We start from the raw sequence: 25,625 nt of genomic DNA, 5'->3' as shown, positions 1-25,625 counted from the left end.
CTCATTAAAAAAGCTCTCATTAATTTATGAGAGCTTGCTTTCTTATTGCGGATTGCCTTCATTCCGTTCATGAGCTTCCATGTCAAACTCGGCATTCGGCTGATCAATAACACCGCTGTTATAAGCATTCATGATTTGTGCGCTTACTTCATTTGTACCCTGCTCATCAAAAAAATACGCGGACCCTGCTTTCGGTTCTCTCTTTTCCATTTTCATCTGCTCCTTTAATAAATTTTCATCAGCCTTACTATTGTTCGATTTTTTGTTACAGATATTCAGATTTAACAGCTGTATAATATAGGTAAAGGAGGAGATTCAAATGGGCATGAAGTATAAAAACATATTAGTCGCTGTAGATGGTTCAACGGAAGCAGAATGGGCTTTTAAAAAGGCAATTGAAATTGCGAAGCGCAATAATGCTTCTCTTGTATTGGCACATATCATTGATACCCGCACCTTTGCTACGGTTGAAGCCTATGACCGCACGATAGCTGAAAGAGCTGACCGTTTCGCAACCGAATTAATGGAAAAATACAAAAGAACGGCAATGGAAGCAGGCATCGAGAATGTAACATATGAAGTCGATTATGGTTCCCCAAAAGTGAAGGTTCCAAAAGATATTGCAAGAAAGCACAACGTCGACCTGATCATTTGCGGTGCAACAGGCATGAACGCAGTTGAACGTTTCATCATCGGCAGTGTATCTGAACATATTACCCGATATGCCCGCTGTGATGTCCTCGTTGTCAGAACGGATAAAGAAGATGAAGAATAGAAAAATGGCGCTGCCTGCTGCAGCGCCATTTTTCTATTCTTTATTGACATACTCTTTAATGCTGAGAGATTCCTTCGCTTTTTCAATCGCGATGCTTACTTGTTTAAATCCCGTTCCGCCTGCACTATTTCTTCTTTTGACAGCTGTATAGGGATCCAGTACTTCATAAATATCTTCTTCAAACAATGAATGGGCGTTCTTGAAATCTTCAAGCGGCAAATCTCCAAGGAAGCATCCCTTTTGTACACAGACAAGGACCAGTTTCCCGACAATCTCATGTGCTTCTCTGAATGGAATGCCTTTATCAGATAGATAATCCGCCAATTCAGTAGCATTGGAAAAATCATTTTTAGTCGCTTTTTCCATCTGCTCTGTTTTAACCTTCATGGTGCGGATCATTCCTGCAAAGATTTTCAGTGAACCTGTGACTGTCTTTACAGTATCAAACATCCCTTCCTTATCTTCCTGCATATCTTTATTATAGGCTAGCGGCAGACCCTTTAGTACTGTCAGCAGCCCCATAAGGTTACCGTATACACGTCCCGTTTTACCGCGGATGAGTTCCGCCATATCCGGATTCTTCTTTTGCGGCATAATGCTGCTGCCGGTTGCAAAGCTGTCGTCCAGTTCAATGAATTGAAACTCCTGGCTTGACCAAAGGATGAATTCTTCGCTTAAACGTGACAGATGCATCATCAGGATTGAGCTTGAGGATAAAAACTCAAGAATAAAGTCTCTGTCACTGACTGCATCCAGGCTGTTTTCATAGATGCCTTCAAATCCGAGAAGGTCCGCGGTATACTCACGGTCGATTGGGAAAGTGGTTCCTGCCAGAGCCCCTGCTCCAAGCGGAGATAGATTGATTCTTTTTAAGCTTTCAGAAAATCGCTCTTTGTCTCTCTCAAGCATCCAGAAATAAGCCATTAGATGATGACCGAAAGAGATCGGCTGTGCCCGCTGCAAATGCGTATAGCCCGGCATGATGGTTTCCACATTATTTTCAGCCTGGATGATTAACTCTTCCTGCATTTCCTGAATCAATTCAACAATCTGCTCCACCTGCTTGCGCAGGTATAAATGCATGTCTGTTGCCACCTGGTCATTTCGGCTTCTTGCGGTATGAAGTTTACCGCCGACAGGCCCAGACAGTTCGGTCAAATGACTCTCAAGATTTAAATGAATATCTTCAAGTTTTACTGAGTAATCCAGTTCATCCTTGGCAGCTTTCTCTTTTAGCTGCTGAAGGCCTGTTTTGATTTTTTGAGCATCGTCCTCAGTGATGATTCCTGTTTTAGAAAGCATGGCAACGTGGGCCATGCTCCCTTCTATATCTTCCATAACCAATTCCTGGTCAAATGAAATCGACGCTCCGAATTCATCTACCCATTCTTCAGCAGATTTTGTGAATCTGCCTCCCCATAACTTTTTCACACTGTCACCTTCTTACTGTTTTGAACAATGCTCTGCACCTTTGTCGGCAATCCCCAAAGCTTAATAAAGCCAACTGCCGCATTATGGTCAAATTCATCATCGGAAGTATAAGTTGCTAACTTTTCATCGTAAAGGGAATAAGGAGATTTTCTTCCTTCAACAATCGCATGGCCTTTAAACAGCTTCACTCTGACTGTTCCTGTAACAAAGGTTTGTGTCTCTTTCAGGAAAGCTGTTAATGCATTGTTAAGCTGAGAGAACCACAATCCTTCGTATATAAGCTCAGCCACTTTTTTCTCAATAACCGGTTTAAAGTGGGCCAATTCTTTTACCATCGTTAAGTCCTCAAGCTCTTTATGTGCTTTAAGAAGTGTCATCGCTCCTGGACACTCGTAAACTTCACGGGATTTGATTCCGACAAGCCGATTTTCTACATGGTCGATACGCCCAACTCCATGCTTGCCTGCAACCTCATTCAGTTCGGCAATAAGCTCGGAAAGCTTAATACTTTTGCCATTCAAGCTGACTGGTACACCCTTTTCAAAACCGATTTCAACGGTATCAGGTGTATCAGGAGCTTTTTCAAGAGAAACGGTAAGGTCGTATGCATCTTCCGGAGGAGCTGCCCATGGATCTTCCAGGACTCCGCACTCATTGCTTCTTCCCCATAAGTTTTGATCAATGCTGTAAGGAGAATCCAGATTAATTGGGATGGGGATATTATTTTGTTTTGCATATTCAATTTCTTCCTCACGTGACCAGCTCCACTCACGAACTGGAGCTAACACCTGAAGATCAGGGTTTAGAGCCTGGATTGCCACTTCAAAACGAACCTGGTCATTTCCTTTGCCGGTACATCCATGTGCGACTGCTACAGCACCTTCTTTTTCTGCTACTTCAACAAGCTTCTTGGCGATCAGCGGACGTGAAAGAGCAGAGATCAATGGATACTTATTTTCGTATAAAGCATGTGCCTGCAGCGCTATTAATGCATATTCATTAGCAAATTCTTCTTTTGCATCAATCACATAGGATTGGACAGCACCAACAGTTAAAGCTTTTTTCTGGATAAAGTTAAGATCTTTTCCTTCACCAACGTCAAGACAGCAGGCAACAACTGCATAACCTTGATCCTGCAGCCATTTAACCGCAACTGATGTATCCAAACCGCCTGAGTATGCAAGAACTACTTTATTTTGAGACATATATATTTCCTCCTTGGATTATACGTATAAATATACAATAAAATTATGTTTTTATTCATTTATTATTCTCTTACTTTAACAACCTTTTCTTTAAAAATCAATACTTATTCTTAAAAATGTATAAAAATAAATATAATTTTTCCAATAAAAAAGGCAAATGCCCCGTTTCGGCTTTTGCCTGCAATAGTTTATTAATTTAATGCTTCATAAACCGCTGAGATTACACTTCCATATTGACTGATGCTGTATGTGTCACCTTGAAACTTATGCGGATCTTTTAATGGATCAATGACTGAAGAATGTTTTTTATTTGTCAGGAGAGCGATAGCTAAATTATTTTCTCTGTCTATCACCGTTACCGTTCCTGTCCAGCCGGTATGCCCAAATACTTCTTTCCCAGCATACTTGCTGAACATCCACTCCATACTTGGATCTCCGTTCAAACGCCATCCTAACCCATATGTAGGATTCATATCATAAGGTTCTACAAACTCATCAATTGTTCGTTTATCAAATAACTTTATATTTCCATAGCCTCCATCATTAAGCATCACCTGCATCAGGACAGCAAGATCTGCAGTTGTGGAAAAGAGGCCAGCATGCCCGGATATTCCATCCATTGAATAAAAGGACTTCTCATCATGAACCTCTCCCTGAAGAGTATAGGTCCGGATATTAGGGAAGAAAATGACCCCATCCCTGGTGTTGCCGTGTAATTCAGTTGCGGCGAAATCCTTTTCTTTGAATCCCTTGCGAAGCGGATTAAATAAAGTATGCTTTAACCCTAAGGGCTTATAGATATGATTCTCAGTATAATGGTCAAGCTGCACTCCCGTTATTTTTTCAATAATAAATCCCAGCAGCATATAGTCAATGTCACTGTAAATCTGTTTGGTGCCAGGATCATACTGAAGGGGAGTTTTTAAAATCATGGAAAGCGTTTTACTGCGTTCCTGGGAATACAATTCTCCCGCCCTTTCAGGATTATGATAATGGATGCTTGAAGGAAATCCGGCAGTATGGTGGAGCAAGTCGATTATCCGGAGTTCACCTTTCCCTTTTATTTCATCTTCTGCTGAATCTTTAAATTCAGGAAAATAATGCTGAATTTTTTCTTCAAGATTGATCTTTCCTTCACTGACAAGATGCTGCAGTGAAAAGTTAACGGCATACATTTTCGTGTTTGATGCTAAATCAAACATGGTTTTTGTCTTCATTTTCTGCGGGTGATTTAACGGATCAGATTCATCAAAGACTTTGGCTGAACCATATGCGGAGTTTTTAACAATCTTGCCATCTTTAATTACGACTAAAGCTGCTCCTGGAAAACCATTTTCTATTTCTCCCTCGATCAGCTCATCAACCTCTCTGAGCTTTTTGGAAGAAAAGCCTGCATCCTCGGGGCGCTTTGCTTTTGACAAGGTTGGATATTCTAATGGTTTTTTATGTTTAAATACTTCCTCTTCTGAGCTGCTGCTTCCTGTTCTGCCCAATTCTTCTCCCAGGGCTGCAACGGGATAAGGCAAAAGCAAAACCAGCACCAGGCCTAAAACTGTTAAATGTGTAATAAACCTTTTCATATTATCCCCCTTTTAATTATTTTAATATTCTTAATAGTCAATATGTTATTCGATATCTATTAAATCTGTAAACCAATACCTTAGCTTTTCTATTAAATCAGTACTTGTGAACCAAGTTCATTTATCTTTACATTGGTTCCATAGTAGTATCTGCAGAAAAAGAGTGAATACTAAAACATTCATGCACCGTAAACACCTTTATAGTAAAATAAAAACAAGATTATCGTTTGGGGGATACAAAATGGAGGAGCATTTTTCACATAATGGCCGTCTTGGCATTCCCATACCCGCCTTTGACCGGGAATGGGATGAATATTCACCAAAAACACAGCAGATGATCCTGTTTCAATGGGAAAAAATAAGAGGCAGGATTCCTGACCGCATTGCCGAGCTTGAAGCGGATATCAACAGGAAACAGGCTGAGCTATCAGATGAGGGCAATTTCGAAAGATCATGCAGACTCAACAGTGAAATTTCAGAACTGGCATCAGTCATAAATGATCTGTGGCTATGGTATCGAACGAATCAGGATATTACAGGGAAAATGCATTCATAAAAGAAAAGCGGAAACGCCCCGACACCTCGAGGGGCAGTCTGCTTGCGCTAGACAGTTCCCGAAGTTAAAAATTATACTTCCCTATCATTTTAAAAAAACCTTTCCGCGGCGGAAAGGTTTTTTGCCCTTTATAAATCTTTTCTTAGTTCCCTGACGATATGCCCGAGTTCAGGCAGAATCAGCTTATTCATCGCAAGGCGAACAGCCCCGGATGATCCTGGTGTTGAGAAAACGGCTTTATTTTGCACTGTGCCTGCAGCAGCTCGTGAAAGAATGGCCGCAGACCCGATATCTTCCGTGTAGCTTAACATCCTGAACAATTCGCCGAATCCGTCAATTTCTTTATCAAATAATTCTCTTACCGTCTCAATAGTCACGTCCCTTAATGCAATTCCTGTGCCTCCATTTGTAAGGACAGCGTCAATGCCGGGGTTTTCACACCCTCTTAATACGGCCTCACGAATGAGATTTCCTTCATCTTTGACGATTTCATAGTCAGCTATGACATGTCCTGCCTCTTCCAGCAGGCGGATCATCAGCTTTCCGCTTTTATCTGTTTCTTTATTTCTCGTATCACTTACGGTGACCACTTTGCATCTAACTTCTTTTGGGGCTTCTTTTTTATGCTCGAATGTACTCATTTGGCATCACCTTTGCTTATAATTCATAGTAATCCGGGAGTTTACTGCTGAATGTTTTTTCTATGCAAATATCTCATTTGATAATATTTATGAGCGAAATCTGTTACTTTTCTTGTCAGCTGATAATTGGTCCCGGCTCCAATGGCCATGCTTATGAACGGAATTCCCTGTACTGACTTTCTGCGGAAAAGGTAAATAGCCATTGCTTTAAAAAGCTGCTTCATTGGCTGCTCAATCCAGGTTATATCAGTCAATTCTTCTTTTCCTTCATAAAAATAGAATTCTTCCTGATTCTTCAGCTCATTCATCAGTACTTCCCAAGCACTGCCCTGCATGCGCGGAGGCAGAGTGGCTGCGTGAAAAACCTTAAGAGAGCTCATCATTTCGAATGGAGTATTGACCTCAAAACCATAGGTCATGGCAATCAGCTGGACAGCACGAAGATTAATAACCGCCATAGCAGGAATATCTGTACCCAGCATGAGTGAGCTGCCTGAACCGGCAATGCCGCCTTGTGCAAAAGAATAAAGACGATGCCGGGCAATCTGCTGTTGAGCTATGTATTGAAGCTGGTCGATATTCAATTGCTTAAGGTCTTCAATCGACTCAATATCAGAATGAAAAACACGGCCTGCCGTCAAAATGCGCTCTTTCGCATCCATTTGAAGCTGTGAGCCTTGAATAAGCGCATGAAGATGAAACAGCCAGCTATCCATTGCTGAAAAAAATTGCTGCTGAACTTCTTCAGGCAATAGTGAAAAAGACCTTTCCAATGATTTATCATAAACCATTTCCAAATCATTGGGTTCATAATTCAACAGCTTGTTTTCCCACTCCTGAATACCGGCCAAAACACTTTCTTCCCGTTCGTTCAATGGCATCACAATTCCTCCCAAAACATTTTTTCTTGGACTCAGTATAGCATAAGTCAGATGATGAATTCTCCTTCCGCCTGATGGGCAATAAATCCCGATAAAAACAAAAAAGACAAGAGCGTTAAGCCCTTGCCTTGTTATGAATGTTATTTAGCCAATCTCACTACATCACGTGCAATCATGACTTCCTCATTTGTTGGGATAATCATGACTTTAACTGGTGAATGAGGGTAATTAATGAACGCTTCTTCACCGCGCACTTTATTTAATGCAGGATCCCAGTATACGCCCATGAATTCCAGCCCCTGAAGAACACGATCACGGATAACATCACTATTTTCACCGATTCCGGCAGTGAAGATGATCGCATCTACGCCATACATGCGGGATGCATAGGATCCAATATATTTGTGGATTCTGTTTGCGAATACTTCAAGAGCCAATTCTGCTCTTTCATTTCCTTCAACCGCTTGAACTTCAATGTCGCGAAGATCACTAGAGAATCCGGAAACACCAAGCATACCGCTCTTTTTATTAAGAACGTCAAGAACTTCATCTGCATTCTTGCCCGTCTTTTCCATAATGAATGGAATAAGTGCAGGGTCAATGTTCCCTGAACGGGTACCCATTGTAACACCCGCTAACGGAGTGAATCCCATGGAAGTATCGATTGACTTTCCGCCTTCAATGGCTGTAATACTTGCTCCATTCCCTAAATGGCAGGAGATGAGGCGAAGCTGTTCAAGCGGACGGCCAAGCATTTCTGCAGCACGCTCTGATACATATTTATGTGAAGTACCATGGAACCCATACTTGCGGATGCCATATTTTTCATAATACTCATATGGCAAGCTATATAGGAATGAGCTTTCAGGCATCGTCTGATGGAAGGCTGTATCAAATACTGCCACTGCAGGCACATTCGGAAGAACCTGCTGGAATGCCTTAATTCCCGTAATATTAGCCGGGTTATGAAGGGGTGCAAGTTCCGAAAGTTCATCTATTTTCGCAAGCACTTCATCCGTAATGACTACAGAATCGTTGAATGCCTCACCGCCGTGTACTACACGATGGCCAATGCCTTCGATTTCATCAAGAGATTTAATAATCCCAAGATTTGTTAATTTATCAAGCAGGATTTTAACCGCTACTGAATGATCAGGTATATCAGTTACTTCCTTAATTTTTTCGCCATTTACAGAAATATTGAAGACTGCGTTATCCAGCCCAATACGCTCGATTAAGCCTTTCGTAATTACTTCTTCACTCGGCATGTCAAATAATTGAAATTTTAACGAAGAACTGCCGGCATTGATTGCTATGATTTTTGCCATAAAGCTACCGCTCCTTTAGAAGATGTTCAAAGGGACTGACTTGTCTCTCCAAACCCATACTTTTATATAACAATGTGTGATACGACACCTAAAAGTAATACAACTTTATTTTGTGCATCGGCCACAATTAATATCTCTCAATTTTCCATTTAAACACTGTAAGCAATACATTTCAAGAAGCACCTTGCAATGGTATCGTTTTCATGATAAATTAAATATTTTCTGATACTTCCCTATATTAATACATTTAAAAAAGAAGCCGGCAAAATGCTCGGCTTCTATTCGTTTATCCTTATTTGCTTTCTTTAAACCAGACATCAATTTTCTTGAGAATTTTTTCAGCTTCTGCTGTTTTGGATAAGCTGGGCAAGTTGACCAGCAGAGCCTGCTTAGGCGGAGTGACTCCATCCCCTTTTTTCTGAAGGATAAATATGCTTTTGGCCGCTTTTTCATTTTTAAACATGGTAAGAGGCAGCTGGACCAAGCCTTGAATATAGGCATACTCCATAATGAATTCATGCAGCTTTGGTGCCTGCTCACTTTCAAACAGCCCATTTGGAATGATAAAAAATAGATAACCTCCAGATTTCACATGATTCATGCTCTGCTCAATAAATAAGTGATGAGAATAAGAATGTCCCTCATCTGCTTTTAACTTATACTCAGCTGAACGGACATCATTCGGATAATAGCCAACAGGCAGATCACTCACTACAGCATCAGCAGCTTCTATAAACAAGGGCTCAAGGCTATCCTGGTTAAAAAATTGAATGGGATGCTCCTGTAAATTGGCATTTATATAAGCAAGCTTAATTAATAAGTCGTCAATTTCAATCCCAGTTGCCTCAACCGTTTTATCCTTTTGGTGATTCATAACGGTTGTCAATAAATTTCCTGTTCCTACTGCAGGATCCAGCAGGCGGAAATCTTTTTCCTGAATGAATTTTTCGACCAGATACCCCATCAGCATGCCCACTGCATCTGGAGTCATTTGATGATTAGGCTGGACGTTTTCTTTCATGCCTTTTAATATGGCAAGCTGAAAGGATTTTCTAATCTCTTCTTTTGTGCAGCTGCTTAAGTCAATGGATTCATAACTCTTCCTAAGCCTTTTAACTGTTAATTCGCTAAGCTCATCCTGAAGAATGCTTTCATGGAATAGATTCTCTCCTGTTTCTGCAAGAGCTTCCAAGTATGTACAATGCATTTCTTCCTGCATAATAGCAGCCGTTTCGTTTAAAATGGTAAATAAATCCTCAACCGGAGTTATTTTCACAGCTTATCCCTCCCGTCCTTATTCTTTTTCCTATTTTAACGGGCTTTTGTTTCATTCACAAGTTTGGTGCTGAATGAGAAGTAAAAATTCAAGTCTAACATAGATTGTCATTTTTAAATGTTGCCCGTTGATTTCCGCTCCAGGCACTTGCTTTCCGCGGGGAGGAATGAGAGCCTCCTCGGCTTTGCCTGCGGGGTCTCTCACTTCCCTCTCCTCCCGCTGGAGTCAAGTGCCCTACGCTCCAATCATCTCAGTTGGTTAAAATTAGTTTGCAGCTAATTTCTTACAAGAAGCAGCTAGTATTAAATCTGAATCAATCAGGACGCCACCAGCATAAAAAAATAAAGCCCCGGAACAAATCCGGAGCTTTCAATATTCGTATAATTATTTCGCTTGCTTAGCAGCTTCCACTGCAGCTTCATAGTTTGGATGATCTGTTGCTTCGCTTACATATTCCGCATATGTAACTGTGTCATTTGAATCGACAACAAAAACGGCACGAGCCAATAGGCGAAGTTCCTGGATGGCAACCCCATAAGCTTCACCGAAAGAAAGGCCGCGGTGATCGGAAACGGTTTGAACATTTTCAATGCCTGCTGCTGCACACCAGCGTTTTTGAGCAAATGGAAGATCCACGCTTACAGTAAGAATCTTAACATTGTCTAGCTTGGAAGCTTCTTCGTTAAAACGGCGTGTCTGCGCATCACAAACTCCCGTGTCTATAGAAGGAACTACGCTGATTAGACGCACCTGCCCTTTTGAATCAGCAAGTGTTACTTCAGAAAGATCATTTGCAAGCACCTTGAATTCAGGAGCTTTATCTCCAACTTTTACTTCATTGCCCAGCAATGTTACAGGATTTCCTTTGAACGTAATAGATGCCATTTAAATCGTCCTCCTTAATCACTTATGTACAGTGTAAATCATATCTTTTCAGAATCTTTTTTGCAATTATTTAGGATACATTCCAAGAAAAAAGTTAACTCTCCCGGGGAAAGTTAACTTCCTTCTCTTAGATATCAAGGTCTTGTTTCTTGCCGCTGTACTCATCATTGTTTTGATCCTGAGGCTGGCTTTGCTGATTGCCTCCGTTTTTCTTATTGAACATTTGCTGAATTTTATCGACGGCCTGTGGAGCAAGATCAAGAATTTTCTCATATAAATGAGTGCTTTCATCCAGATGAACCATTTTCACCCCTTGAGAATTAACAATCAAAAAGGCGATTGGAGTGATGGAGACACCGCCTCCGCTTCCGCCGCCAAACGGGTGGCCCTTTTCCTCGCCTGATTGTCCATCAAGCATGAACTCGCTTCCTCCTGCGGCAAAGCCAAAGCCGACCTTTGAAACCGTTAAAATTACACTGCCATCAGGGGTTTCTACTGGATCCCCAATTATGGTGTTAACATCAATCATCTCTTTCAGATTTTCCATGGCAGTTGTCATAAGCCCTTGAATAGGATGGTCAGACATTCTTGCTCCTCCTCTTTTAGACAGTTTTAGTACCATCATCAGATAAGGCAGAAAGCGGCTTTGTCCTGAAATCCGGCCGTCCGCCTTTCCAATATTTGATCAGTTTAATTCCTGCTAACATAGCATGCCCGACACGAAAATGAATCATACATGAAATGGCCGTTTGTGAGACGGAAAATTGGAAATGGGGAGTTACGGTGATGCTGGGAGGCGTTTTCAGTTTCATATAATGACTTATTAATCCAATAATGCTCCCTTTTATCGCCCAGAGAGCCCCAGTAAGCATTCCCGTATGGGCTGCATCCCCAAGGCCAGCAAATGTATGCCATTCAAGATTCCGGATGGTCACACGCTTTAGAAATTTCCGTATTATTTTGTGAATAGACACGATATGATTTATCATTGATTTCGTATCATGCAAACTATTAATAAGATCTTTTGCGGAGTATTGCTTTGTATCTTTTTTAGGAGCATTTTCCTGTGGTCCAGCAGCTGTCTTTTCCTTAACAACAATAGTTGGCGAGTTATCATCCACTTTTATTAGAGGGACATCCATTTTGTATCTGATCAGACCGAACCAGGCTTTGAATTGGATTTTTAAATGGTCATTATCATTTCCATGGTAAAAATGAATATATATCTTTAGTTTTGTTGCCATGACGAGAATTAAAAGAAGTATGAAGACAATTACGGCAATCAGAAGCCACTTCACTTTTTTCACACCCTTTCAGCATTGTATTATGCCCAACTGAAAAAAAATAAACCTGCCACCAAGCGGTGACAGGCTTCCTTTTTTTCAATTATAGACTTGTTCATTTTGCCTTTCATGAACTACAGAGGTATCTGCAAAAAGATCATGCAATCCCTGTTTCTTCGGCAGAAATGCTACAATCACATACCCGACAAAAATAGTCGCTGAAATAAAGCGGCCGATCCATTCACGGAACAAAATTGTGCTCCATGTCAGTTTCTTTCCTTTAAGATTTACTACCTTTAAACCAAATACCATTTTACCGAGTGTCTGGCCAAAAAACTTTGTCATCAGCACAAAATAGGCATAAAACGTAATGGCAGTAGCTATGGAAATCGGAGCAAACAAATTGCTTTCATGCAGAGGAATATCCAGCGCTCTAAAAATTGGATTAATCAATATCCGGTCAACACTGCCAACCACAACTAAATCTAAAAGATAAGCCCAAAATCTCATCCAAAACCCGGCAAACCTGAAGGGTTCCGCAGTTTTCTGAATGGGGAGGGTTTCTGCTTGTGTGATCGTTTCATTAACAGCAGGATCTGCTTCATCAGGGGATGACTCATTCCTGCCTTCACCCTGCAATGAAACAGGACGGGCAAGCTCTCTTTCATTCTGTTCATTTGAAGTCATTTTCTCTCCCCCTCCCTATTCAGCATAAAGATACATTAAACGCGGTGAGTTTGGCTGAGATAACAATTTCATCATCCCTGCCATTTCCAGGTCATCACCCATGATTTTTCGCGCTCCCATGCTGAACATGGAGCCGAACCCAAAATTCTCAGTGTACTTTACAACCTGGGCACCATCTAATTTATGGTCTTTCTTTAATTGTTCAATTACATCATCGTCATAGCCAAAACCGTCAATCAGATTCAGTTCTTTCGCCTGCCGTCCGTCATAAATACGGCCATCTGCAATTTCCTTCACCTGTGCCTCAGTTAGTCCGCGGCCTTCCGAGATGACTTTAACAAACCCTGCATAGGAATTATCAATCATGGATTGAAGGATTTTTCTTTCCTCATCTGTCATATCCCTGGTAGGGCTCATAATATCTTTATACGGCCCGCTCTTAATCGTTACAAACTCCACACCATATTTTTCAGCAAGCCCTGCATAATTATAGCCCTGCATGATAACACCCAGAGAACCGGTCAATGTCTCGGGGCTCGCAAAAATCTTGTCAGCCGGAGCGGATATATAATAGCCTCCTGATGCAGCCATTGATCCCATTGATATGTATACCGGCTTCTTTGTTTCCTTTTGAATTTCAATTATCTTATCATGTATTTCGGCGCTTTCCACAACCCCTCCGCCTGGAGAATTAACCTTAATGACAATCGCCTTTACTGTGCTGTCTTCTTTTACATATTCAAGATTATCCATGAATCCTTTGTGATTGTATCCCGGGCTTGCAAATAAAGAAGCTGCATCTCCGGTATCCTGAATCACTCCATTTACATCAAGCACGGCTATCTTTTTCTGTGCATTTCCCTCTTCAATGACTTCTTCCAAAAATGCTTCATTGCTTCCTGCAAACAGTTCATTTACCGAGCTTTCAAAATCTGTAAATGCAAATGCAGTTACAAAGTTCAGCACAACGGAAAAAACAAACAGACCTGCTGCTATTCCCAGTGCAGCCCAACGTTTTCCATTCATTGTGAAATCCTCCTTTTAATATGCTTTCTCCTTACATAACCAGCCACCCTTGTGCCTTGTTTGACAGATTATGATTCCCAGAAAACCTATTCGTCACATATTCTTCATACGTATAAACTTTTAAAATGTTTCAAAAAAAGGTAAACTGAACTCAGGCAACCATAATCATAGCAAAATATGAATTATTTGGGAAAGAAAATCATCAAGGACATTTTTTCCCCTGGAATTCCACAACCTTTATTACTGTTTGGAGGAATGAATATGCCTGAAAGACGCAATATATACTTTTATCACAAAAAAGATGAAGAAACGATGGAAAAAGTAGCACCGCTTTATAGCCTGGCTAAAGAGCATGCCTTTACCATTGTTAATGACTTCAAACAAGCCAATATCATTGTAAGCATCGGGGGAGACGGAACCTTTTTGCAGGCTGTCCGCAAAACTGGCTATCGAGATGATTGTTTGTATGCCGGTATTTCAACGACTGGCAGTCTGAGCCTGTACTGTGATTTCCATCTCGATGATACTGCCAAGATGGTAGAGGCAATGACAAATGAACAAGTAGAAGTAAGACGCTATCCCACTATTGATGTTACGGTTGATGACCAGACATCTTTTCAGTGCTTAAATGAATTCAGCATCCGTTCCGCCATAATTAAAACTTTTGTAATTGATGTCTTTATCGATGATTTTCATTTTGAAACGTTTCGCGGGGACGGAATGATTGTTGCCACCCCAACCGGAAGCACAGCCTATAATAAGTCTGTAAATGGAGCTGTTGTTGACCCGCTGCTTCCTTGCATGCAGGTAAGCGAACTCGCTTCACTAAATAATAATCGCTATCGCACACTCGGATCTTCCTTTATCCTGAGCGGAAACAGAAAGCTGACCCTCAAAGTGGTTCAAGACGGCAACGACCATCCTACAATGGGAATGGACAACGAGGCCCTCAGCATCCAGCATGTAGAAAAGATTGATATTAAGCTTAGCGACAAAATCATTAAAACCGTAAAACTGAAAGACAATTCCTTTTGGGAAAAGGTTAAGAGGACATTTTTATAAAAAAAGAGTTTCGCATGATGGTGCGAAACTCTTTTTTCTATATGCCAATACCTTTTCCGCGCTTTAGTTTTGTTTCCCAATGGACAAAGAGTTTTGTCCTTGAAACAGAGTAAATCGTTAAGGCCAGCCAAATAAACATAAAGGAAAGCAAGTGAAGCTTTGTAAAGTGCTCATGATAAACGAAGATCCCCAGAATCAGTGTAATGGTCGGCGCAATATACTGCAGAAAACCAAGCATGGACATCGGTATCTTTTGTGCCCCTTTGGCAAAGTACAATAGCGGCACTGCTGTGGCTGCGCCTGCTCCTATGAGGAGCAAGTCGGAGCTTAGAGAAACATGCAGAAATGCCTGTTTGCCATTCATAAAAAGCAAAATCATATAAATAAATGCGATCGGGGTCACTACAAGTGTTTCAAGTGTTAAACCAACTGCAGAATCTACCTTTATGAGCTTTTTGGCTAGCCCATAAAGGCCAAAGGATAAAGCGAGGACAATGGCTATCCAGGGAAACCGCCCATAGCTGACAGTCAAAATCATAACCCCTGCAAACGCAAATCCAAAAGATACATATTGCGCAGGTGATAGTTTCTCTTTAAAAACCACCATGCCCAGAACCACACTTACGAGCGGATTAATATAATAGCCAAGACTAGCCTCAATCATCTGATCGGTATTGACCGCCCAAATATATAAAAACCAGTTGGTGCTGATCAAAAGGGAGGCAATTACAAGAGCGTAAAGCTGTTTTCTATTTGTTTTAAATCCTTTTAGCGTTTCAGCAAAAGCATTCCATTTCTTTGAAGCCAGCAAGATCATCAGCATAAAGAAAAACGACCAAAAAATCCTGTTTGCCAAAATCTCATCTGCTTGGACGTGATCTAAAAACTTCCAATAAACCGGGAGAATGCCCCATAAAAAGTAAGCAAACCCTGCGTATAGTGCTCCCGTTTGCACTTCATTATTTTTCATTGCCATTTCCTCAATTCTTTCTAGTATCGAAATATTTATATTATAAATCTGCCATAAAAATGTTTGCAATCATTTTTTCCTGCCAAAACGATGCCAGGCACCTGGTGGAATAGGTGCCTGGCACTTTCGCTTATGATTCGTATACTATTTTTCCGTCAATAACGGTTTTGTTTACTGAAATGGCGGCAATTTGCCCTATTGGCATTTTAAAGATATCTTCATGTAATATGGTGAAATCTGCCATATATCCTTCTTTTATTACACCTCTATCATTTTCATGGGATGCAGCATATGCACTTCCTTTTGTGAATAAGCATACTGCTTCATAAACAGTTAACGCTTCACTTGGATAATAGACTGTATTGTGCGGATCATCTATATTTGTTCTTGTAACAGCCGCATGAATTCCAAGAAACGGATTGGCCGGCTCAATCGGCGCATCAGAACCTCCTGCACAATGTATCCCTTCTTTAAGAAGTGTCTTCCAAGCGTAACAGTACTCCATATGTTCTTCACCAATGCGGTCAATCACCCATGGAAAATCAGATGCTGTAAATCTTGGCTGGATATCAAGGATTAATGGCAGTTTTTTAGCCCTGTCTATAAGTTCTTTGCGCAATATTTGTGCATGAATCAGCCTGTCTCGTCCCAAACCTTCCAGTGGGTGCTTTTCTATCGCATTTAATGCCATTTCAAATGCCAAATCTCCAATCGTATGGACGGCAACCGGCAATTCATGCTTGCGGGCTTTCTCCACTAATCCATCAAGCTGCTCCTGTGAAAAAATGGCAACTCCCGAAGTGGATGGGTCATCTGCATACGGATGGCTTAATAAAGCTGTTCTTCCGCCCAGGGCTCCATCGGCGAATATCTTCATTGCCCCAAATTCTATATGTTTACTTCCCTCTAAAAACCCTCCGCCTGATTCCTTCATTTCATCCGCAACTTCATGATGAACAAGCAGATGTGCACGGAAAGGAAGATTATCCTCCTCTATTACCTGCTTGAAAGCCTGATAAGTTTGGCTGAATCCTCCATAATAATTGAGATCCTCAGTATGTCCTCCTGTCAGTCCAAGCTTATAGGCATCTTTAATGGCAGCATGAAGTGCCTTCCTTAAATAGCTTTGTGAGACAGCCGGCATCACATTAAATAAAAGTTCCTGGGCCTGGTCTTTCAAAAGTCCATTTAGTTTCCCATATTCATCTTTATCAATTACTCCACCTGGAGGACATTCAGTATCCTCTGTAATATTTGCTTTTGATAATCCAAGGGAGTTGACTGCAAGCGCATGTCTGCACACACGTTTCAGCATGACAGGATGATTCGGAACAAATTGATCAAGCTCTGAAGCATAAATAGGTTCCGGCTGATCCCATAAATTTTCATTCCAGCCTTCCCCAATGACCCACTCTCCCTCTTCTATGGTCTCTGAGAATTCCCTAACAGCCAAAAGAACTTCCTGCTTTGATGTGTGCTTAGATAAGTCGAGCCTTATTAGCCTTTCACCATGCCCGATTAGATGCATATGGCTATCCACAAATCCCGGCAGCATGGTGCTTCCCTGCAGATCTATCTCTTTTTGAATCTCTTCTTTATATTTGTTTCTTAAATCCCTCAAAGCGCCAATTTCAATAATTTGGCTGCCTTCTGTAAAGACGGCCTCTATCTGATGACCTTCCTGCTGAAGGGTATAAATCATGCCCCCATGCCAAAGCGTTCCCATAAATCTTTTCTCCTTTAATAAACTAAAAGTTCACATTTTACCATAGTATAACAAAAATACAGGCGGAATTCCCGCCTGCATTTTTCATAGCATTCAGTTTTGCGCTGAAGCAGTTTCCGCTTCTTTTTTCCGTAATTCAACACGCATAATTTTTCCTGAAGTAGTTTTAGGAAGTTCTGATAGAAATTCAATTTTCCGAGGGTATTTATAAGGAGCCGTCAGCTCTTTTACATGTTCCTGCAGCTGAGAAACAAGGTTAGGATCGCTTGGGTCGACACCCTCCCTTAATACAACGAATGCTTTAACAATCAATCCGCGCACTTCATCCGGACTCCCCACAACTGCACATTCCGCTACATACGGATGCTTTACAAGCGCATCTTCCACCTCGAAAGGTCCAATGGTATAGCCTGAGCTGATTATAATATCATCTCCGCGGCCTTCAAACCAGAAATAGCCATCTTCATCTTTCTTTGCTTTATCTCCGGTAATATAGTAATCTCCGCGGAATTGCATAGCTGTTCTTTCCGGATCTTTATAATAGTTTTTGAAGAGCGCAGGAGTTTCGACATGGACAGCGATATCTCCAACCTCACCAACAGAACATATCTCACCTTCTTCATTGATAATGTCAACTCTGTTGCCAGGGGTCGGTTTGCCCATTGAACCTGCTTTTAGCTCCATATCCTTCGTAATGCCGACAAGCAGGGTATTTTCTGTCTGTCCATACCCGTCACGGACATTTACGTTAAAATGCTTTTTGAATGTATCAATCACTTCGCGGTTTAGCGGTTCACCGGCTGAAACAGCACTATGAAGCCCAGGCAGCTTGTATTCATGAATATTTTCAGCCTTTGCCATCAGCCTGTATTCAGTCGGCGTACAGCAAAGGACATTTACCTGATAATCTTCTAACAGCTGCAAATATTTCTTCGGCTCGAACTTGCCATTGTAAACAAGTCCGGTAGCACCAGAACCCAGAACAGAAAGGAATGGGCTCCAGATCCATTTTTGCCAGCCAGGGCCTGCCGTTGCCCATACTGTATCGCCTTCATTAATGCATAGCCAGTTCGGTGCTGCTGTTTTTAGGTGAGCAAATGCCCAGCCATGTGTATGTACTACACCTTTGGGATTTCCTGTTGTTCCTGATGTATATGAAAGGAACGCCATGTCATCCCGGGAAGTATCAGCCAACGAAAGCTCATCGGAAGCCTTTTTCATTTCCTCATCTAACCCGATCCAGCCTTCTGCGCTTCCGCCTATCACAAACTTCGGCAGCGCTGCTGCTTCCTTAATATCTTTAAATTGGTCAACATATGGATAATAACTTACTATACCTTTAACATCCCCATGATTAATGCGGTATTGGAGATCTTTCGACCGAAGCATTTCTGAACTTGGTATGACGACAATTCCGGCTTTTAATGATGCACTGTAAACCTGATACGCTTCAATCAGTCTTGGAACAATGATCAGAATAACATCCCCTTTATTCAGACCATTTTCTAAGAAAACGTTTCCAATTCTATTTGCATTAAGGATCAGTTCACTGTATGTAATCTCTTTCTTTTCTCCCTGCTCATTTTCCCACTTTATTGCAAGTTTGTCCTTATCTCCGGCAAACCGCTCCATTTCTGATACGAGATTGTATTTCTCCGGTGCAATTAAGTCTTCCCGTTTCATCAAATCTCCCCCTGACAATTTCATTTGCTGGTGTCTGAACATAGATGCGTAATCTATAGAAATTATTATACTAAATTATTATAAAATTTAAAATTATTTATTTTTTGAAAAATAAATTTCGCACAAAAATAAGGAGCAGGAATGATTCCTGCTCCTTGTAGCCATATTATTTAATTATCTTTGGAAACCGCCTAATTGCTGTTCAGCCATTTGAACTAAACGCTTAGTGATTTCTCCACCTACAGAACCGTTAGCGCGAGAAGTAGTTTCAGCACCAAGGTTTACACCGAATTCAGTAGCGATTTCGTACTTCATTTGGTCAAGAGCTTGTTGTACTCCAGGAACTAGAAGTTGGTTTGAGCTGTTGTTGTTTGCCATGTGATTTTCACCTCCTTGTGAGTATAGAATGTGTAGAATCACATGGCCATATACACTATTTAATTGGTAATTGTTGTATTATTTTTTAAAGTTAAATTTAACAATTAATCTGCATTTAAGATCAAAATAACTCCCCAAAAGACTCTTCATTGCGCGATTGAGGTTTAATAACCGTCATTTCGGTATCATCAACTGCTTTTGCAATAAGCGGCTCGAAGTCAACAAAGCTTTCGAAGCGGCGGACTTTGTCGCGTTTTGGTTTTGTTTTTGGTGATGATGGGACAAAAACGGTACAGCAATCTTCGAACGGCCTGATGGATATGTCGTGGGTATCGATGCTTTGGGCAATGTCGATGATTTCTGATTTATCCATTGTGATAAGCGGCCGCAGGATAGGTGTTGTTGTCACATCATTAATGGCAAACATGCTCTCGAGTGTCTGGCTGGCTACCTGTCCAAGACTTTCCCCCGTGATGATGGCAAGACCATCATTTTTATTGCGTATTTCATCAGTGATCCGAAGCATCAATCGTCTTGTAGCCGTCATCGTATAATTCGACGGAACCTGCTGATGGATCAGCTGCTGAATCTCTGTAAAAGGAACAATATGAAGTACTACGGTTCCAGCAATATTAGAAAGTTTTTCAGTTAAATCAATTACTTTTTGTTTTGCGCGCTCACTCGTGAAAGGCGGGCTGTGAAAATGGACAGCTTCAATTTCCAATCCCCTCTTCATGGACAAGTAACCTGCTACCGGGCTGTCAATTCCCCCAGAGAGCATAAGCATGGCTTTTCCGCTCGAACCTGCAGGAAGTCCGCCAGCACCCTGAATGGTTTCGCATGATAAGTAAGCCGCCTCTTCGCGAACTTCAATTTGCAGATTTATATCCGGTTTTTTTACGTTCACTTTTAGACCCGGCACATTCTTCAGCAGGTGTCCGCCAAATTCATGATTGAGTTCGTCTGTATTTAAAGGAAAGCTTTTATCCGCTCTCTTAGCCGTAATTTTGAAAGTCTTTCCTTCTTCAAAATGTTTTAAGAATAATGCCAATGCGGCTGTCTTCATTTCTTCTATATCTTTAGTGGTTTTAACAGCAGGGCTGAAAGACTGAATGCCAAAGATGCCCTTGAGGCGATCAGAAACCTCTCTGCCATCTGCTCCATTCAAGACAACATACATTCGGTCTCTTGTAGATTCAATCTTGATCCCGGGAAATTCATTGAGCACATCTAATATGCTTTTTCTTAATTTATCCACAAACTTATTGCGGTTTCTTCCTTTTGTGGAGATTTCTCCATATCGTATAAGTATACGATCATAATTTTTCATGATTTCATTACCTCTCTTAGCCTTATGACGGTCTCTTTTACTGCCTCAGCAAAAACCTCTGCCTCTTCCATTGTATTATCATAAGATAAGCTGATCCGGACTGCACTTTTCGCATCTTTTTCAGGGATTCCCATAGCCATCAAGGTGATGCTGGCAGCAGCTTTCTTTGAAGAGCAGGCACTTGTAGTTGATATATAAATCCCGCGCTCTTCTAAAGCGTGGACAAATACCTCTGCTTTGAATCCTTCTATGGAAAAATTCACAATATGAGGAGCAGAGTTTCTTTCGGGGGTATGGACAGTAATATCCTCAATTTTATTCATTTCCTCAAAAATATACCTTTTAATAGATATAAGCCGGCTCAAATGCTTTTCCATATTATTTATTGTAAGCCTTAGCGCCTTTGCCATTGCTACAATGCCAGCTACATTTTCTGTGCCGCTTCTTATTTTCCATTCCTGATTGCCCCCGGAGAATAACGGTGAAAGACGAAGACCATCTCGAATGAACAAAACCCCATTCCCTTTTAAACCGTGGAATTTATGAGCTGAAATCGTACACAGATCCACGCTGGCTTGATAAAGATCAAGAGGAACCTTTCCGATTCCCTGGACGTGATCTACATGGAATATCACTCGCGAATGCTTCTTCAGCATCTCTCCAATTTCTTTTATTGGCTGAATGGAACCAATTTCATTATTTACATGCATAACTGAGACTAAAATAGTTTCCGGTGTAATTTCCTTTTCAATGTCTTCAGCATGGACAATACCGTCTTTATCCGGTGGAATGATGGAAATGTGGTAGCCCAATTCTTTCAGCTGCTCCATCGCTTCCTTCACTGAAGCATGTTCCAATCCAGTTGTGATAATATGGCGGCCTCTTTTCCTATGCATTAAAGCCGTTCCTTTTATTGCAAGATTATTGCTCTCTGTCCCTCCTGATGTAAAATACACCTCATTATGCTTAACATTCAGCAGATGAGCAATTTGCTCACGTGCCTGCATGAGCAGCCTCTCTGCCTTTCCGCCGAATTCGTGCAGGGAAGAGGGATTCCCAAAGTATTCTGAAGAAACCTTTATAAAAGATTCAAGCACTTCTTTATATGGTTTTGTCGTTGCACTGTTATCTAAATAAATCACGGACTTCTCCTTTCCGTTCCGAAAACCCTTTAGCCAACTGTAAATCATATCATAACCATGTAAGATTGGAAATGTAATTAGCTTTTGTTTTTAAATATTCATTTCTTTACTATTAAATTATTCAAGTTTGAACAAATTAACCAAATGAATGAATTGCTGCCCCCGTGGAAAGCTGATAATATGGCACTGTGAGTAAAGGACAGCTCCAGTTTATTATCATAAAATACTTAATATTAAGACTTCGTATTTTTTCGACATTTTTTTTAGCACCTGTGCTAATATGAAAATGTTCTAAACATTATGATATGGAACTATTTTCAGGAGGATATATATGGAGAATAAAACATTAGCACCAAAACAAATTCTCGCCGTCGGACTCATGTTATTTGCTCTATTCTTTGGGGCAGGGAATATGATTTTCCCTCCATTCCTGGGACAATCTGCCGGAACGAATGTATGGACTGCTATTATCGGATTTTTAATTACAGGGGTCGGATTGCCGCTATTAGGCATTATTGCCATTGCCAAAAATGGCGATTTACAGACGATTGCAAGCCGTGTACACCCTTTATATGGAATTATTTTTACGATTATTATGTACTTAGCCATCGGACCATTTTTCGGAATTCCGCGTACCGGAACCGTTGCTTTTGAAATAGGGATTACTCCGTTCTTGTCTGAAACCGCTTCCAAAAGTGCATATGCTTTATTAGCTTATACCATTGTCTTTTTTTGCATTACAGCATGGCTTTCTTTGAATCCATCGAAGTTAGTGGATAGGATCGGCAATATTTTCACGCCTGCACTCCTCATAATCCTTGCTGTTCTGGTTATTAAAAGCATCATTACTCCAATGGGCGAATTAAAAGCACCGATGGGGGCATATGCAGAGGGGCCGTTCTTTAAAGGCTTCATTGAAGGCTACCTGACTATGGATACAATTGCAGCTTTAGTATTCGGTATTATTGTTATTAGTTCAATAAAGGGTATGGGTGTGACAAATAAACATTCACTTATGAAAATATGCATTACTGCCGGACTTATAGCAGCTGCTGGTCTTGCGGCAGTATACTTGTCCCTTGCATATATTGGGGCATCAAGTATGGAAGCTATAGGTCAATTTGATAATGGCGGTGCTGTCCTATCCGCCGCTTCTCAATATCTATTTGGCGCTTCGGGAGCATTGATCCTTGGGCTGGCCATTACGGTAGCATGCCTTACCACGTCAGTCGGACTCGTTTCCGCTTGTGCGCAGTACTTTCATAAGCTGCTCCCAAAAGTACCTTATAAAACCATTGTCATCATTCTTTCTCTGTTCAGCATGGTGGTTGCAAACATTGGTTTAACTCAGCTGATTCAACTTTCATTGCCAATCTTAATCATTATTTATCCTCTGGCCATCGTGCTGATTCTGCTTTCCTTTATGCACAATGCCTTTAATGGATACTCTGCGGTATATATAGGGGCTTTAATTCCTACAGGCTTAATTAGTTTTGTGGATGGGTTAAAAACAGCTGGAATGGATGTATCCGTCATCACAGACTCACTGCAATTCCTGCCATTCTTTGCTGAAGGAATCGGCTGGATTGTGCCTGCCATTGCAGGAGCTGTAATAGGTTACTTCCTGGCAATAGCTTTCGGAGAAGCTAAAAAGCCAATTGCTGTAAATGACTAAAGAACAAAGGCAGAAGCGGACAACAAAAAACCAGATCCAATCGGATCTGGTTTTTTAGTGCTCAGTTATCATTTCTTCTATTCTCTTGATCGCACCCGGCTCGACCTCTTCGATTGAAGCTGCAGCCTGCTCCAGTGCTGTTTTATATTCATAGTTTCTAAATGAAGCTTCTGCTTCCATTAACCCTTTATCAATAGATGGATATCTGCTTCTGTATCGATTTCCATATTGAATGACTTTCTCAGCTAAAAGGATCGTCTCAATCATATCACTCACTGAATCCGCAGCCTTATCGACAGTAAGCACCGCAACTTCAAGATATTGCTGGACCGCAGGAATATTCAATGGTTTCTCATCGAGTTTAGCCAGCACATTATCTATGCTTTCTTTCGCATCCTGGATCAAATATTTATATTCCTGGGAAACTCCAGGCACATTGTTTTTGGAGATAAGCCTTATCGTTTCTGCCACTTTCTTGCTTAACTCTTTTACTTTTTCCCTTGCAGACATCTCGTCTTTTCTTAAGGCCTGGAGCATTTCCGCAAAGGCTGTCTGCTCATCTGAAATTTCCTCAATGTGTTCCTTGATTTCAGCAAGCTCTTCTCTCAAGACAGTATGGGGAGTACTCCCGCTATTAATTTTATGCTCCAGCACTTCGAATTTTTTGAAGAGCTGAGTTATTTTTTTCTCCAGATGGATTTGAATTTCCAGATCCTTGTCTGGAACATGATAGCTATTCCGGATAGCAGTTATCTCTGTCTTAAGCTGATTATTCATATCTTTATTATTATAAAGCATGTTTCTTGTTGCATCATCCTGCTGGCTTAAGTAATGTCTGGCATGTACTTCCTTTTCGAGCAGATCATACAGAAGTTCAATATTATCTTTAATCTCTTCGACTCCTTTTTGAACTTCCTCGATTTGCGCTTTATCAATAGAGCCGGCATATGCAGTTACTTGTTCTTCAAGTCTCTCAATTTCTTTATCTATTTGCAGATGATCAAGCAGATACCCCTGATCCAGCATTTCCTTGTACCCATCCCTTAACTCTTCCAGCTGGGAAGGGATCTTGGATTGACACTCAACCATCAGGTTTGGAATAGCTTCCATTTTAGCCTGAGAATCCTCAAGCAGCACTTTAATCACAAGAAGGATCTCACGAGCTTCAAGGTAATTGCCCTTCTCCGTTTTCTCATCAAATTCTTCAAATTTGGCTAATGCTTCATCCAGCTGTTCTTCAAGAATTATTTCTGATTTACCGAATGTATGGCGATGTGCAAGCAGAGACTTTTTGCATTGGCGATACATTTCTTTCAATTCTTCAATTTCCGCTCTATTTTTCTCTTCACTGCCTACCAGCTCATTCAATTCACTCAGCAGATTTTTTATGCTTTCTTCTATCTCGGTTAATCTCTTCTCTATTCTCTGCTGGATTTCCTGGGAATTCTTAAAGCGGTATTTATCGATGCTCTCTTCAGCATCAAATAACAATTCCTCCACATCCGGAAGCTGTGATGTTACGATCTCATCCCATTCATTTCTCCAGCGTTCAAACAATTCTTCTGTCTGCCCCGTCATATTAAGTTTTTTAACTCTTGACATCTCATCTAGAACAGGGCGGTCCGTTATGTCCATCTTCCATGTTTCCAGCCTGTCAATTTCCTTATAATGTTTTTTCTTAAAAAAATATCCCGTGAGATATAGGCATAAAAGAATGACTATAACTCCAATTATGTATTCCATTTTAAAGCCCCCTGTTCTGTTCCCGAGCCAATATGTATATGTAAAGTTTTTATTTAAGTAATAACAAATGCCCGCAGGCGTTTCTTCATTTTCACATGTTATTTTCAATGCTTTTATGATACCATGTAAACGACATTTTTTGACTATTTATTTCATATTTTTATGAATTTCTTCTTTTATATCTTATCTAAATTGCTATTTTCGGAAAATAACTGGAACATCCGTATTTTTTTATTGAACTATATGAGCTGTTCAAATACAAACAATTCGCTTTTTATAAAAGATTTCCTTCTTTATTTAAGAGATATGTTAAAAAGAGACTTGAGTACTGTATTTATAAACATTTGCAGAAAGGAAGCTCT

At 40.8% G+C, this 25,625-nt stretch carries 24 protein-coding genes; 4 read left to right on the top strand and 20 right to left on the bottom strand.

What is annotated here, in order from left to right:
- Window positions 1-42 precede the first annotated feature (42 nt).
- A complete protein-coding gene (locus QUF73_22460) occupies window positions 43-210 on the bottom strand; it encodes a hypothetical protein (GenBank protein ID MDM5228870.1) in 168 nt (55 codons plus the stop codon).
- Window positions 211-319: 109 nt separating this feature from the next.
- Here QUF73_22460 and QUF73_22455 point away from each other — a divergent pair, with 109 nt between their 5' ends.
- Window positions 320-775: a universal stress protein gene (locus tag QUF73_22455; GenBank protein MDM5228869.1), complete on the top strand. Its 456-nt coding sequence runs from the start codon at window positions 320-322 to the stop codon at window positions 773-775.
- Window positions 776-808: 33 nt separating this feature from the next.
- On the opposite strand, the gene argH is transcribed toward QUF73_22455, so the two are convergent.
- The 3 genes from argH to pbp4b all read right to left on the bottom strand — a co-directional run bounded on the left by argH (window position 809) and on the right by pbp4b (window position 4,991).
- Window positions 809-2,206, bottom strand: coding sequence for an argininosuccinate lyase (argH, locus tag QUF73_22450; GenBank protein MDM5228868.1), 1,398 nt, complete (start codon window positions 2,204-2,206; stop codon window positions 809-811).
- Window positions 2,203-3,411, bottom strand: a complete 1,209-nt coding sequence (locus QUF73_22445; protein ID MDM5228867.1) for an argininosuccinate synthase — start codon at window positions 3,409-3,411, stop codon at window positions 2,203-2,205. The genes argH and QUF73_22445 overlap by 4 nt, the downstream gene beginning before the upstream one ends.
- A 191-nt stretch (window positions 3,412-3,602) precedes the next feature.
- Window positions 3,603-4,991, bottom strand: a complete 1,389-nt coding sequence (pbp4b, locus tag QUF73_22440; GenBank protein MDM5228866.1) for a penicillin binding protein PBP4B — start codon at window positions 4,989-4,991, stop codon at window positions 3,603-3,605.
- A gap of 241 nt (window positions 4,992-5,232) precedes the next feature.
- Between pbp4b and QUF73_22435 the strand changes: the two genes are divergently transcribed.
- A complete protein-coding gene (locus tag QUF73_22435) occupies window positions 5,233-5,547 on the top strand; it encodes a hypothetical protein (protein ID MDM5228865.1) in 315 nt (104 codons plus the stop codon).
- A gap of 128 nt (window positions 5,548-5,675) precedes the next feature.
- Here the strand turns inward: QUF73_22435 and QUF73_22430 are convergent, their stop codons facing one another.
- The 9 genes from QUF73_22430 to sppA form a co-directional block, all read right to left on the bottom strand.
- The gene (locus tag QUF73_22430) at window positions 5,676-6,188 is read right to left on the bottom strand and encodes a molybdenum cofactor biosynthesis protein B (GenBank protein MDM5228864.1); all 513 of its coding nucleotides are present in this window, start codon (window positions 6,186-6,188) and stop codon (window positions 5,676-5,678) included.
- A gap of 41 nt (window positions 6,189-6,229) precedes the next feature.
- Complete coding sequence (locus QUF73_22425) at window positions 6,230-7,069, bottom strand: EcsC family protein (GenBank protein MDM5228863.1); 840 nt, start codon at window positions 7,067-7,069, stop codon at window positions 6,230-6,232.
- Between the two features lie 140 nt (window positions 7,070-7,209).
- On the bottom strand, window positions 7,210-8,397 hold the full coding sequence (locus tag QUF73_22420) for an acetate kinase (GenBank protein ID MDM5228862.1): 1,188 nt from the start codon (window positions 8,395-8,397) through the stop codon (window positions 7,210-7,212).
- A gap of 292 nt (window positions 8,398-8,689) precedes the next feature.
- Window positions 8,690-9,673: a class I SAM-dependent methyltransferase gene (locus QUF73_22415; protein MDM5228861.1), complete on the bottom strand. Its 984-nt coding sequence runs from the start codon at window positions 9,671-9,673 to the stop codon at window positions 8,690-8,692.
- Between the two features lie 384 nt (window positions 9,674-10,057).
- The gene (tpx, locus tag QUF73_22410; GenBank protein MDM5228860.1) at window positions 10,058-10,558 is read right to left on the bottom strand and encodes a thiol peroxidase; all 501 of its coding nucleotides are present in this window, start codon (window positions 10,556-10,558) and stop codon (window positions 10,058-10,060) included.
- A 127-nt stretch (window positions 10,559-10,685) separates the two neighbouring features.
- Window positions 10,686-11,144, bottom strand: a complete 459-nt coding sequence (ytfJ, locus tag QUF73_22405; protein MDM5228859.1) for a GerW family sporulation protein — start codon at window positions 11,142-11,144, stop codon at window positions 10,686-10,688.
- Between the two features lie 16 nt (window positions 11,145-11,160).
- Window positions 11,161-11,856, bottom strand: coding sequence for a DUF2953 domain-containing protein (locus tag QUF73_22400; protein ID MDM5228858.1), 696 nt, complete (start codon window positions 11,854-11,856; stop codon window positions 11,161-11,163).
- Between the two features lie 84 nt (window positions 11,857-11,940).
- Entirely contained in the window at window positions 11,941-12,528 is a 588-nt protein-coding gene (locus QUF73_22395; GenBank protein MDM5228857.1) for an RDD family protein, read from the bottom strand.
- 15 nt (window positions 12,529-12,543) lie between these two features.
- Entirely contained in the window at window positions 12,544-13,554 is a 1,011-nt protein-coding gene (gene sppA, locus QUF73_22390) for a signal peptide peptidase SppA (GenBank protein MDM5228856.1), read from the bottom strand.
- Window positions 13,555-13,815: 261 nt separating this feature from the next.
- On the opposite strand from sppA, the gene QUF73_22385 reads away from it, so the two are divergent.
- Entirely contained in the window at window positions 13,816-14,616 is an 801-nt protein-coding gene (locus tag QUF73_22385; GenBank protein MDM5228855.1) for an NAD kinase, read from the top strand.
- 37 nt (window positions 14,617-14,653) lie between these two features.
- Here QUF73_22385 and rarD read toward each other — a convergent pair whose 3' ends face one another.
- The 6 genes from rarD to QUF73_22355 all read right to left on the bottom strand — a co-directional run bounded on the left by rarD (window position 14,654) and on the right by QUF73_22355 (window position 21,845).
- On the bottom strand, window positions 14,654-15,586 hold the full coding sequence (rarD, locus tag QUF73_22380) for an EamA family transporter RarD (protein ID MDM5228854.1): 933 nt from the start codon (window positions 15,584-15,586) through the stop codon (window positions 14,654-14,656).
- 130 nt (window positions 15,587-15,716) lie between these two features.
- Window positions 15,717-17,312 carry an amidohydrolase gene (locus QUF73_22375; GenBank protein MDM5228853.1) on the bottom strand — a complete coding sequence of 532 codons (1,596 nt, stop codon included), beginning with the start codon at window positions 17,310-17,312 and terminating at the stop codon, window positions 15,717-15,719.
- A gap of 93 nt (window positions 17,313-17,405) precedes the next feature.
- Window positions 17,406-18,995 (bottom strand): acyl--CoA ligase, encoded by a 1,590-nt coding sequence (locus tag QUF73_22370; GenBank protein MDM5228852.1) that lies wholly within the window; start codon window positions 18,993-18,995, stop codon window positions 17,406-17,408.
- 174 nt (window positions 18,996-19,169) lie between these two features.
- Window positions 19,170-19,373, bottom strand: a complete 204-nt coding sequence (locus tag QUF73_22365; GenBank protein MDM5228851.1) for an alpha/beta-type small acid-soluble spore protein — start codon at window positions 19,371-19,373, stop codon at window positions 19,170-19,172.
- Between the two features lie 121 nt (window positions 19,374-19,494).
- Window positions 19,495-20,703, bottom strand: coding sequence for a tRNA uracil 4-sulfurtransferase ThiI (gene thiI, locus QUF73_22360; protein MDM5228850.1), 1,209 nt, complete (start codon window positions 20,701-20,703; stop codon window positions 19,495-19,497).
- Window positions 20,700-21,845 carry a cysteine desulfurase family protein gene (locus tag QUF73_22355; GenBank protein ID MDM5228849.1) on the bottom strand — a complete coding sequence of 382 codons (1,146 nt, stop codon included), beginning with the start codon at window positions 21,843-21,845 and terminating at the stop codon, window positions 20,700-20,702. Before QUF73_22355 ends, thiI begins: the two co-directional genes overlap by 4 nt.
- Before the next feature lie 331 nt (window positions 21,846-22,176).
- Between QUF73_22355 and brnQ the strand changes: the two genes are divergently transcribed.
- A complete protein-coding gene (gene brnQ / locus QUF73_22350) occupies window positions 22,177-23,520 on the top strand; it encodes a branched-chain amino acid transport system II carrier protein (protein MDM5228848.1) in 1,344 nt (447 codons plus the stop codon).
- 54 nt (window positions 23,521-23,574) lie between these two features.
- Here brnQ and ezrA read toward each other — a convergent pair whose 3' ends face one another.
- On the bottom strand, window positions 23,575-25,263 hold the full coding sequence (ezrA, locus tag QUF73_22345) for a septation ring formation regulator EzrA (GenBank protein ID MDM5228847.1): 1,689 nt from the start codon (window positions 25,261-25,263) through the stop codon (window positions 23,575-23,577).
- Window positions 25,264-25,625: the final 362 nt, after the last annotated feature.

The sequence above is a fragment of the Cytobacillus sp. NJ13 genome (assembly GCA_030348385.1).
Taxonomy (GTDB): Bacteria; Bacillota; Bacilli; order Bacillales; family Cytobacillaceae; genus Cytobacillus.
The sequence above is the reverse complement of the archived record's forward strand: the minus strand, read 5'-3'. Positions and strand labels throughout refer to the sequence as shown.